Annotated in this window: 10 protein-coding genes; all 10 read left to right on the forward strand. The window is 47.6% G+C overall.

The genetic code is table 11. The annotated features are described in order from the left end of the window. Nucleotides 1–232 precede the first annotated feature (232 nt). The 10 genes from ilvI (at nucleotide 233) to mraY (ending at nucleotide 11,656) form a co-directional block, all read left to right on the forward strand. Entirely contained in the window at nucleotides 233–1,960 is a 1,728-nt protein-coding gene (gene ilvI, locus XPG1_RS03000) for an acetolactate synthase 3 large subunit (RefSeq protein WP_045957767.1), read from the forward strand. Between the two features lie 2 nt (nucleotides 1,961–1,962). Beyond that, a complete protein-coding gene (ilvN, locus tag XPG1_RS03005) occupies nucleotides 1,963–2,454 on the forward strand; it encodes an acetolactate synthase small subunit (RefSeq protein ID WP_045960354.1) in 492 nt (163 codons plus the stop codon). Nucleotides 2,455–2,542: 88 nt separating this feature from the next. Beyond that, nucleotides 2,543–3,550, forward strand: coding sequence for a catabolite repressor/activator (gene cra, locus XPG1_RS03010; protein ID WP_045957768.1), 1,008 nt, complete (start codon nucleotides 2,543–2,545; stop codon nucleotides 3,548–3,550). 648 nt (nucleotides 3,551–4,198) lie between these two features. Next, the gene (gene mraZ, locus XPG1_RS03020) at nucleotides 4,199–4,657 is read left to right on the forward strand and encodes a division/cell wall cluster transcriptional repressor MraZ (RefSeq protein ID WP_045957770.1); all 459 of its coding nucleotides are present in this window, start codon (nucleotides 4,199–4,201) and stop codon (nucleotides 4,655–4,657) included. A gap of 2 nt (nucleotides 4,658–4,659) precedes the next feature. Next, entirely contained in the window at nucleotides 4,660–5,604 is a 945-nt protein-coding gene (gene rsmH / locus XPG1_RS03025) for a 16S rRNA (cytosine(1402)-N(4))-methyltransferase RsmH (protein ID WP_045957771.1), read from the forward strand. Then, entirely contained in the window at nucleotides 5,601–5,921 is a 321-nt protein-coding gene (gene ftsL, locus XPG1_RS03030) for a cell division protein FtsL (RefSeq protein ID WP_084717255.1), read from the forward strand. The genes rsmH and ftsL overlap by 4 nt, the downstream gene beginning before the upstream one ends. A 27-nt stretch (nucleotides 5,922–5,948) precedes the next feature. Further along, nucleotides 5,949–7,724 carry a peptidoglycan glycosyltransferase FtsI gene (ftsI, locus tag XPG1_RS03035; RefSeq protein WP_045957773.1) on the forward strand — a complete coding sequence of 592 codons (1,776 nt, stop codon included), beginning with the start codon at nucleotides 5,949–5,951 and terminating at the stop codon, nucleotides 7,722–7,724. Further along, entirely contained in the window at nucleotides 7,711–9,198 is a 1,488-nt protein-coding gene (gene murE / locus XPG1_RS03040) for a UDP-N-acetylmuramoyl-L-alanyl-D-glutamate--2,6-diaminopimelate ligase (RefSeq protein WP_045957774.1), read from the forward strand. Before ftsI ends, murE begins: the two co-directional genes overlap by 14 nt. Further along, a complete protein-coding gene (gene murF, locus XPG1_RS03045; protein WP_045957775.1) occupies nucleotides 9,195–10,577 on the forward strand; it encodes a UDP-N-acetylmuramoyl-tripeptide--D-alanyl-D-alanine ligase in 1,383 nt (460 codons plus the stop codon). Before murE ends, murF begins: the two co-directional genes overlap by 4 nt. Then, complete coding sequence (gene mraY / locus XPG1_RS03050) at nucleotides 10,571–11,656, forward strand: phospho-N-acetylmuramoyl-pentapeptide-transferase (RefSeq protein WP_045957776.1); 1,086 nt, start codon at nucleotides 10,571–10,573, stop codon at nucleotides 11,654–11,656. Before murF ends, mraY begins: the two co-directional genes overlap by 7 nt.

The following is an 11,656-nucleotide window of genomic DNA, read 5'->3' on the forward strand; positions in this document are numbered from 1 at the left end:
ATATGTGAATTGTTGTTTGCTAACGTTGGGGTCTAACGTTATGTTAGTTAGCTCAATGTTATCGAATTAATGCGTTATTGAAATTGCATTAAACACCGTTGTATTAAAGGCAATCGTATTCAACATCATTCACTTTATACGAATAAAAATGGCGTTAATTAAGAGAGCGATTTCCGTTATCTGATTAAATTCCTCACTATTAACTTGCAAACAAAACCTGGAGGCAAACTCGATGGAGATGTTGTCAGGCGCCGAAATGGTCGTTAAGTCACTCATCGATCAAGGCGTAGAACATGTGTTCGGTTACCCGGGCGGTGCGGTATTGGATATCTATGATGCCCTGCATACGGTCGGTGGCATCGAACATATTTTAGTTCGCCATGAACAAGGTGCTGTTCATATGGCGGATGGATATGCACGTTGTACCGGAAATGTCGGGGTTGTGTTGGTGACATCGGGACCAGGGGCAACGAATGCGATCACGGGAATTGCAACAGCTTACATGGATTCAATTCCCATGGTCGTGTTATCGGGTCAGGTTGCCAGCTCCCTGATCGGTAATGATGCTTTTCAGGAGTGTGATATGGTGGGAATTTCCCGTCCCATCGTAAAACACAGTTTTCTGGTCAAAAAAGCAGAAGATATCCCAACGACCATTAAAAAAGCGTTTTATCTGGCGGCCAGTGGCCGACCTGGGCCGGTTGTTATCGACTTTCCCAAAGATACCGTTAATCCTGCATTGAAATTTCCGTATCTGTATCCTGAAAAAATTAACATGCGTTCTTACAACCCCACGGTTCAGGGACACCGGAAACAAATTAAGCGTGCGCTGAAAACCCTGGTGGCAGCGAAAAAGCCTGTGCTTTATGTCGGGGGAGGCGTGATCACATCAGCCTGTACAGCAGAACTGGTGAAGCTGGCTGAATATTTTCGCATTCCGGTCGCCAGTTCGTTGATGGGATTGGGAGCATTTCCGGCGACTCACCAGCAAAGTCTGGGGATGTTGGGAATGCATGGCACTTTCGAAGCGAATAAAACCATGCACAATTCCGATGTGATTTTTGCAGTGGGCGTCCGTTTTGACGATCGAACAACCAATAATCTGGCTAAATATTGCCCGGAAGCGACGGTACTGCATATTGATATCGATCCCACCTCAATCTCAAAAACGGTGGCAGCTGATATCCCCATTGTCGGTGATGCCAAGCAGGTACTTGGTCAGATGCTGGAACTCTTGGATTCGATGGAAAATACCCAGGATCCTGATGCACTGAAAGATTGGTGGCTGTCCATTGAACAGTGGCGCAGCCGCAAATGCCTTGATTATGACCACACGACAGTGAAAATCAAACCACAAGCGGTGATTGAAACGCTTTATCGTCTAACGAAGGGCACTGCCTATGTCGCATCAGACGTTGGTCAGCATCAAATGTTTGCCGCGCTGTACTATCCATTTGATAAACCAAGGCATTGGATTAATTCTGGTGGATTAGGCACGATGGGTTTTGGCTTGCCTGCCGCGCTTGGCGTGAAACTGGCAAAACCGGATGCGACGGTGGTGTGCGTGACTGGGGATGGTAGTATCCAGATGAATATTCAAGAACTGTCTACCGCTTTGCAATATGGTTTACCTGTTTTGGTTCTGAACTTAAACAACCGTTTCCTGGGCATGGTAAAACAGTGGCAGGACATGATCTATGCAGGTCGTCATTCCCAATCTTATATGGAATCCTTGCCTGATTTCGTCAAATTGGCGGAGTCTTATGGTCATATTGGTATTGCCATCCAGACTTACGATGAGCTGGAGACGAAACTGGCCCAAGCGTTGTATGAGGTCACTGAAAATGAACGTTTGGTTTTCGTGGATGTTACCGTTGACGAAACAGAACATGTTTATCCAATGCAAATCCGTGGCGGGGCAATGGATGAAATGTGGTTAAGCAAAACAGAGAGGACCTGATGATGCGCCGGATTTTGTCTGTATTACTGGAAAACGAATCGGGTGCATTATCCCGTGTGATCGGTTTGTTTTCTCAGCGAGGTTTTAACATCGAAACCCTGACGGTCGCTCCGACGGAAGACCCGACATTGTCACGCATGACTATTCAAACCAACGGTGATGCTAAGGTATTGGAACAAATAGAAAAGCAATTGCATAAGTTGGTGGATGTCTTGCGGGTCAATGAATTAACGGCCGGGGCACATGTTGAACGTGAGATCATGTTGGTTAAATTACATGCCAGTGGCGATGGCCGGGAAGAGATTAAGCGCAGCACGGATATTTTTCGTGGCCAGATCGTTGATGTGACGTCAACACTCTATACTGTTCAATTGGTGGGAACGAGCAAAAAACTGGACGCTTTTCTTGATTCCGTCAGAGAAACGGCGGAGATAGTGGAAGTGGCGCGTTCGGGAATCGTGGGTATTTCTCGCGGAGATAAAATTATGCGATGAAAAATCGCTATCTGCGGGTTAATATACAGATATTTATAGAGCCCTGCTATAGAGTAGGGCTTTTTCATAAAATTACTAAGGGGTTAATGTGAAACTGGATGAGATCGCCCGCTTAGCAGGGGTTTCACGTACTACGGCCAGTTATGTTATTAATGGTAAAGCCAAACAATATCGGGTCAGCGATAAAACAGTAGAAAAAGTGATGGCAGTGGTCAGGGAACATAATTACCACCCTAATGCTGTTGCGGCTGGTCTTCGGGCGGGCCGCACCCGTTCAATTGGTTTAGTCATACCCGATTTGGAAAATACGAGTTACACGCGTATTGCGAATTATCTTGAGCGTCAGGCACGGCAGCGTGGCTACCAGCTCCTGATCGCGTGTTCTGAAGATCAGCCTGATAATGAAATGCGCTGTGTTCAGCATCTTTTGCAACGTCAGGTTGACGCAATCATTGTTTCTACGGCGTTGCCGCCTGAACATCCTTTCTATCAGCGTTGGGCCAATCGCTCATTACCCATCATTGCGCTTGACCGTGCTTTGGACAGTGAACACTTTGTCAGTGTCGTCGGCGACGATCTCGAAGATGCGAAGATGCTGGCACAGGAGTTGCGGCAGTTTCCCGCTGAATCAGTCCTTTATTTGGGCGCATTGCCTGAATTATCCGTCAGTTTCCTGCGAGAACAAGGTTTTCGTGAAGGCTGGAAACCAGATCCACGCACCGTCAATTACCTTTATGCCAATAGCTATGAGCGTGACGCGGCGGCCGAGGCCTTTGCCGCATGGCTGGAAACCAACCCGGTTCCTCAGGCGTTATATACCACGTCCTTCGCGTTACTTCAGGGGGTCATGGATACGCTTCTTAAGCGTAATGGTCGCTTACCAAGCCAATGGGTGATCGCCACCTTTGGCGATCATGAATTGCTGGATTTCCTGGAATGTCCGGTATTGTCTGTGGCACAGCGCCATCGTGATGTTGCTGAGCGTGCTCTTGAGCTGGTATTAGCCAGTTTGAATGAAAAACAGCACCCGACGCCCGGAATAACCAGAATGCGTCGTCATTTGTGTCGTCGTGGCAAATTGAGTCGAAAAGGCTAATTGAGTACCCTCATGAAAGATGAGGGTGCTGTTTGCTTTCTGAAAATTATCACAATGTGCGTTTTAAAATGATTTTGAGATTATTCTGACAAAAATTCTTCTGAACAGTTTTTTGTGACCTTTAAAATCGATAATTAACTCGTTGAATTGACAAAATGAATCATGTAGTTCCAGAACATCATTGTTATTCTGTGTGACTTCTTTTCTGAGGGTAATACCTTTATTCAGTTGATATATCATCATCTTATATTTTCAGATAAATATAATATTTCAGTATGTTATTATTTTTTGTGCTATTGTAACTAAGATGTGTGGTTATTATTGATAGATTCAACCTGATTAACAGTCAGGCAACAAGGTGCGATGAATTACATAAATTAATTTAAATGGTAATTTTTTGTACTAAAAGGATTTCTTAACGGACCGTTTTTTTATCTTATTAAATTATTCAAAATTATCATGATGTTACCTGTTATTTTTATCACCAAAAATGAAAAAACCTTCTTTTTCTGTTCCCAATCTTTCTGTAAATCTAGCTAAAGCACACCGGCTCTGGCTTGACAAGGTTTTCATACCATCCGTAAACTCTTTATTGTGGTGATTTGTGGGATAATGTGGAGATTTGAGCCATCAAGGGGTAACCTGAGTATGTTTCGTGGAGCAACACTGGTTAATCTCGATAGTAAAGGGCGGCTCACTGTACCAGCCCGATATAGAGAAATGCTGAATGAAGAATCAACAGGTCAAATGGTGTGTACCATTGATCTCCATCAGCCGTGCTTGTTGCTTTATACATTACCCGAATGGGAAATCATCGAAGAAAAATTATCTCGCTTATCCAGCATGAATCCAGCCGAGCGTCGCGTTCAACGTTTGTTATTGGGACACGCCAGTGAATGTCAAATGGACAGTGCAGGGCGTCTTTTATTAGCTAATACACTGCGTCAGCACGCAGGGCTAACAAAAGAGGTCATGCTGGTTGGGCAATTTAATAAATTTGAATTGTGGGATGAGCAAGTTTGGTATCAGCAGATACAGAATGATATTGCGGCTGAACATTCCTTACAAGAACCTTTATCAGCAAGGCTACAGGACTTATCACTATAAACATGGCAAATAGTCATTTTAAGCATACCAGTGTACTACTGGATGAAGCGGTCAATGGACTGAATATCCAAGAAGATGGAATTTATATCGATGGCACATTTGGACGCGGGGGACACTCTCGCCTGATTTTGTCGAAACTCGGGGTCAATGGGCGTTTAATGGCAATCGATCGTGACCCACACGCGATTGAAGCGTCAAAGGCGATTGCTGACAAACGTTTTTCTATCACACATGGGCCATTTTCTGAATTGGCAACTTATGTCGAGCGTGCGGGACTGGTTGGCAAAATTAATGGGGTATTGCTGGATTTAGGGGTTTCGTCACCACAGTTGGATGATCCTGAACGGGGTTTTTCATTTATGCGTGATGGGCCGTTGGATATGCGTATGGACCCCACTCGCGGGCAATCTGCCGCCGCGTGGTTGATGAAGGCTGAAGCCGATGATATTGCGTGGGTGTTGAAAACATTTGGTGAAGAACGTTTCGCCAAGCGCATTGCGAGAGCCATCGTGACGCGTAATCAGGAACAGCCGATGACGCGAACCAGGGAGCTGGCAGAGTTAATTGCTCAGGCAAGCCCGATTAAGGAAAAACATAAGCATCCGGCAACCCGCAGTTTTCAGGCTATCAGAATTTACATTAATAGTGAACTGGAAGAGATCGAACGTGCATTGGATGGCATCTTGCGTGTTCTGGCACCGCAGGGGCGATTATCGGTCATCAGTTTCCATTCATTGGAAGATCGCATCGTGAAACGCTTTATCCGGCAACATAGCCAGGGGCCACAGGTTCCGGCCGGTTTACCGCTCACCGAAACGCAGTTAAAAACGTTGGGAGGTCGAAGTCTGAAATCCGTTGGCAAAATGAAGCCAGCAGAGGATGAAATCGCGATTAACCCAAGAGCACGAAGCTCGGTTTTACGTTTTGCGGAAAAGGTGAGTGAATAATGGCGGGTGAACGTCATGGGTTGGTTGGTGTGATTGGCCGGGATTTAATTTCCCATGCCAAACTCCCGCTGATTTTGCTGGTGGCCATTGTCGTTTCCGCCATCAGCGTTGTGACGATCGTCCATAAAACCCGTTTATTAACGGCGAAAAAAGATAGTCAGACGCTGATGCTGAATGTTCTGGATATTGAATGGCGTAATTTGCTCCTTGAAGAAAACGTACTGGGTGATCACAGTCGGGTTGAAAATCATGCGGTTACCCAATTGCATATGCAACACGTAGATCCAGGTAAAGAAAATATAGTGATAACTGAATGACTCCAGTTGACAACCAAAAGGTAGGCGATGAAAGCTGCACGCTCTTTAAAGTCGAAAAAGCGAGAAGATAAAACAAGTTTTGTAAGCTGGCGCTTTGCTCTTCTGTGTAGCGGCATCGGCGTGGCTTTAATTGGGCTTTTGATTCGTGTTGCCTATTTGCAGATCTTCAGTTCTGAGCGTTTGATCAAAGAAGGGGATTTGCGTTCCCTGCGAGTCCAGTCTATCCCTACCGCCCGTGGCATGATCAATGATCGCAATGGGCGTCCATTGGCGGTGAGTGTGCCTGTCAAAGCGGTCTGGGCCGATCCGAAAGAAGTGCTTGAACATGGCGGGGTGACAAATGATGTGCGTTGGCAAACGTTGGCCGATGCACTTAATGTCCCGCTTGAACAATTAAAAAATAAAATCAATCAGTATCCCAAAGGGCGCTTTGTGTATCTGGCTCGCCAGGTGACAACCTCTAACAGCGATTACATCGAGTCATTGAAGTTGCCGGGTATCAGGTTGCGTGGAGAAACCCGTCGTTATTATCCGACAGGGGCGATTACTGCGCAGCTCATTGGCGTTACGAATATTGATGGTTCAGGCATTGACGGGGCTGAGAAGAGTTTTAATAGCTGGCTGAGCGGAATGCCCGGCAGCCAAACTGTGCGTAAAGACCGGGCAGGGCGGGTCGTTGAATATATCTCATCGACAGATAGTAAAGCCGGTCACGATTTGGTGCTGAGTATCGATGAGCGTCTTCAGACGCTGGTATATCGTGAACTGGCGAAAGCGGTTGAGTTAAATAAAGCCGAATCGGGGACAGCGGTATTGGTTGATGTGAATACCGGTGAAATTCTGGCGATGGCAAACAGCCCATCATTCAACCCGAATAACTTTACGATGTTGTCGAAAGAAGCGATGCGTAACCGGGCTATCACCGATATTTTCGAACCGGGTTCGACAGTCAAACCGCTGGTGGTGATGAGTGCGTTGAATCTTGGCATTGTCAAAGAAAATTCGGTGTTGGATACCAGACCATACCGGTTGACCTATGGTTCGAGAGGGCATGAGATCAAAGATGTTGCTCCGCGTGCTGAGTTAACAGTGACCGGGATTTTACAGAAGTCGAGTAACGTTGGTGTTTCTAAGCTGGCGTTATCGATGCCTGCCTCAGAGCTGGTGGATGTTTATGGCCGCTTTGGGATGGGGAAACCGACGAATGTGGGATTGGTCGGAGAAAGTAGTGGCTTATTTCCAACAAATAAACAACGGTGGTCGGATCTTGACAGGGCCACCTTTTCTTTCGGCTACGGGCTCATGGTCACACCATTACAGTTGGCGCGAGTCTATGCAACGATCGGCAGCCTGGGGATTTATCGCCCGCTGTCAATTACCCGAGTTGATCCTCCCGTCCAGGGCACCCGAGTCTTTCCTGAAGCGATTATGCGGACAGTCGTGCATATGATGGAGAGTGTCGCATTACCGGGCGGAGGCGGAGTACGGGCTGCGATCAAAGGCTATCGTATTGCCATCAAAACAGGGACGGCAAAAAAAGTGGGGCCGGATGGTAAATACGTCAATAAATATATTTCTTATACCGCAGGGGTTGCACCTGCGAGTAAACCCCGATTTTCACTGGTTGTCATCATCAATGATCCACAAGCAGGTAAATATTATGGTGGTGCAGTTTCAGCGCCTGTCTTTGGCGCAATCATGAGTGGGGTTTTACGAACCATGAATGTGGAACCCGATGCATTGCCTGTCGGTGATAAAAACGAATTCATAATCAGTAAAGAGGATAAAAGTGGCAGATCGTAATTTACGCGATTTATTGGCTCCATGGGGTGTTGAGGCACCGGAGCTTCCGCTGCGCGAAATGACATTGGATAGCCGCAAAGCGGCTGCCGGAGATCTGTTTGTTGCCGTTCAAGGGCACCAGACAGATGGTCGACAATATATTCCTCAAGCCATCGCTCAGGGTGTTGCTGCGGTGATTGCCGAAGCGAAGGGAAAAGCGGATAGCGGGACGATGCAGAAAATGCATGGTGTGCCTGTTATCTATCTGGACGATTTAAATCGTAAATTGTCAATGTTAGCCGGTGAGTTTTATCAACATCCTGGTCACCAGCTGAAATTGGTCGGCGTGACGGGAACCAACGGAAAAACGACAACCACCCAATTGTTGGCGCAATGGAGTCAAGGGCTTGGGGAAACCAGTGCCGTGATGGGAACGGTGGGAAATGGTTTCTTGGGTAGGGTGGTGCCGAGCGAAAATACCACGGGCTCAGCGGTTGATATTCAGCTTTATTTACAACAGCTGGTGAACCAAAACGCGACGTTTGCTGCGATGGAAGTCTCTTCTCATGGCTTGATTCAGGGCAGAACGTCTGCCCTGCCATTTCAGGCCGCTATTTTTACTAATTTAAGCCGGGATCACCTTGATTATCATGGTGACATGGCAAATTACGAAGAGGCTAAATGGTTACTGTTCAGCCGCCATCATGTGAAACAGAAAATCATCAATGCGGATGATGCCGTTGGGCAAAAATGGTTGGCTCGCTTACCGGATGCGGTGGCGGTCACGATGGAAAATAACTTGCCGGAAAATTGGCCGGGGCGCTGGTTATCAGCCAGTGAAATTCATTATCATGACAAAGGCGCCTCCATTACGTTTACTTCCAGTTGGGGCGGAGGAACGCTCCATAGCCCGCTGATGGGCGCGTTCAATGTCAGCAACTTACTTTTGGTGCTGGCAACGTTGTTGTCTCTGGATTACCCGCTGGACACCTTGTTGGCGACGGCCGCTTGCCTGGAACCTGTTTGCGGACGTATGGAAGTTTTTTCTGCCCCGGGTCGTCCGACGGTTGTTGTTGATTATGCCCATACGCCTGATGCGCTGGAAAAAGCGTTAGCTGCGGCACGCCTGCACTGTCAGGGGCAACTCTGGTGTGTCTTTGGTTGTGGGGGTGATCGCGATAAAGGTAAGCGTCCATTGATGGGGGGCGTTGCAGAACAAGGTGCTGATCGGGTGATTGTCACTGACGATAATCCCCGCAGCGAAGAGCCTCAGGCTATTGTGGCTGACATCTTGCAAGGATTCATCGATCCAGGACAAGCCGTAGCCATTCACGGGCGGGTTGAAGCCGTCACAACGGCGATTATACAGGCCAGCGCCGAAGATGTTGTTCTGGTTGCAGGTAAAGGCCATGAAGATTACCAACTGATTGGTCATCGCCGTCTGGATTATTCTGATCGTCTGACTGTGGCGCGTTTACTGGGGGTAATGGCATGATCCCCCTGACTCTCCAGCAATTGGCTCAATTAACGGGTGGCACCTTATATCGCGTGACTGAACAACAGGCTGAAACCTTGCTGATTCATGTTGTGGAAACGGATAGCCGTCAGATCACACAGGGCAGTTTGTTCATTGCCCTACAAGGGGAAAAGTTTGACGCTCATCACTTTGCGGCTGAGGTAGTACAGAAGGGCGTTCATGCTTTATTAGTCAATCGTCGCCTTGATATTGACTGCCCTCAACTTGTCGTCGAAGACACGCGTCTGGCGATGGGAAAATTAGCGGGTTGGGTTCGTCAGCAAAGTCGAGCACGAATTGTGGCCTTGACGGGCTCGTCGGGCAAAACATCGGTAAAAGAGATGACTGCGGCGATCCTCCGTCAATGTGGCAATACACTTTATACCGCAGGTAACTTCAATAATGATATTGGCGTACCATTGACGCTGTTTCGGTTGACGGATGAGCACCAGTTTGCGGTTATTGAACTGGGCGCCAACCATATTGGTGAAATTGCCTATACCACGGCGATGACGCGTCCTGAAAGTGCATTAGTTAATAATCTTTTTTCTGCCCATTTGGAAGGATTTGGCTCTTTAGCCGGGGTGGCGAAGGCAAAAGGTGAAATCTTTGCCGGTCTTGCGCCGACCGGCACCGCCATTATCAATTTGGATAGCCATGATTGGGATCATTGGCAGCACAGTATCAGTGATCAACAAACGGTATGGCGTTTTTCTGCCTCATCAGCGGCAGGCGCTGATTTTTACGCAACCGCGATTGTCGAACAACCACTGGCAACCCATTTTTGCCTCCATAGTCCCATCGGAAATGTTGCACTGACATTACCCTTGCCAGGGAAACACAATATTGCCAACGCATTAGCTGCCAGTGCGCTTGCTATGTCAGTTGGTGCTTCACTGGATGATATTCGTACTGGATTATCAACATTGAAAGCGGTGGCCGGACGTTTATTCCCTATCCTTCTGACCGAGGGAAAAGTGATTCTGGATGACACTTATAACGCGAACCCTGGCTCCATGATGGCGGCGGCGAATGTATTATCGCAGATGCCCGGTTATCGGGTCATGGTGGTGGGGGATATGGGTGAGTTAGGCGAACAGGCGATTGAGTGTCACCGTGAGGTGGGTGAAGCCGTGGCTGCCACGCATATTCATCAGGTACTCAGTGTGGGAACGCTCAGTGCGCATATTAGTGACGCGAGTGGTCGGGGACAGCATTTCATCAATAAGACTGAATTAATGACCGCGCTGCTTCCTTTACTGGAACAACACGAAATGATTTCCATTTTAATTAAAGGTTCACGTAGCGCCGCAATGGAAGAGGTTGTGAACGGACTGAAGGAGAACTTCCAATGTTAGTTTGGCTAGCCGAATATTTGGTTAAGCATTATCACACCGGTTTTAACGTCTTCTCTTATTTGACGTTCAGAGCCATCGTCGGTTTGCTCACTGCATTACTTATTGCATTGTGGATGGGGCCAACGTTGATTGCTTATCTGCAAAAATTGCAAATAGGTCAAGTTGTGCGTGATAACGGCCCTGAGTCTCACTTGAGCAAACGGGGAACACCGACCATGGGGGGATTGCTGATTCTGTTTTCTATCACTCTCTCGGTGCTGTTATGGGCTCGTTTGAATAACCCTTACGTCTGGTGTGTTTTGGTGGTTTTAGTCGGTTATGGCGTTGTGGGATTTGTTGACGATTACCGTAAAGTGGTGCGTAAGGACACGAAGGGATTGATTGCCCGTTGGAAATATTTCTGGCAGTCCGTTATCGCATTAGGTGTGGCGTTTGCGATGTACAGCATCGGCAAAGATACACCGGCGACACAATTAGTCGTGCCGTTCTTCAAAGATGTCATGCCGCAACTGGGTTTGCTTTACATTCTGCTGACTTATTTTGTGATTGTAGGCACCAGTAACGCGGTGAACCTGACGGATGGATTGGATGGCCTTGCCATTATGCCAACCGTCTTAGTTGCGGCCGGTTTCGCTTTGGTAGCATGGGCAACGGGTAACATCAAGTTTGCTCACTACCTGCATATTCCTTATCTGTTCCATACGGGAGAGCTGGTGATTGTCTGTACCGCCATTGTTGGGGCAGGGCTCGGTTTCCTGTGGTTCAACACGTACCCTGCGCAAGTATTTATGGGCGATGTTGGCTCACTGGCGCTGGGAGGGGCATTGGGAACCATTGCCGTATTGTTACGTCAGGAATTCCTGCTGGTGATTATGGGAGGCGTCTTCGTGGTGGAAACACTGTCGGTTATTTTGCAGGTTGGATCATTCAAACTGCGTGGACAGCGTATTTTCCGTATGGCACCGATCCATCATCACTATGAATTGAAAGGCTGGCCAGAGCCACGCGTCATTGTTCGCTTCTGGATTATTTCTCTGATACTGGTATTGATTGGTTTGGCAACGCTGAAGGTACGTTAA

It is taken from the genome of Xenorhabdus poinarii G6, assembly GCF_000968175.1.
GTDB lineage: Bacteria > Pseudomonadota > Gammaproteobacteria > Enterobacterales > Enterobacteriaceae > Xenorhabdus > Xenorhabdus poinarii.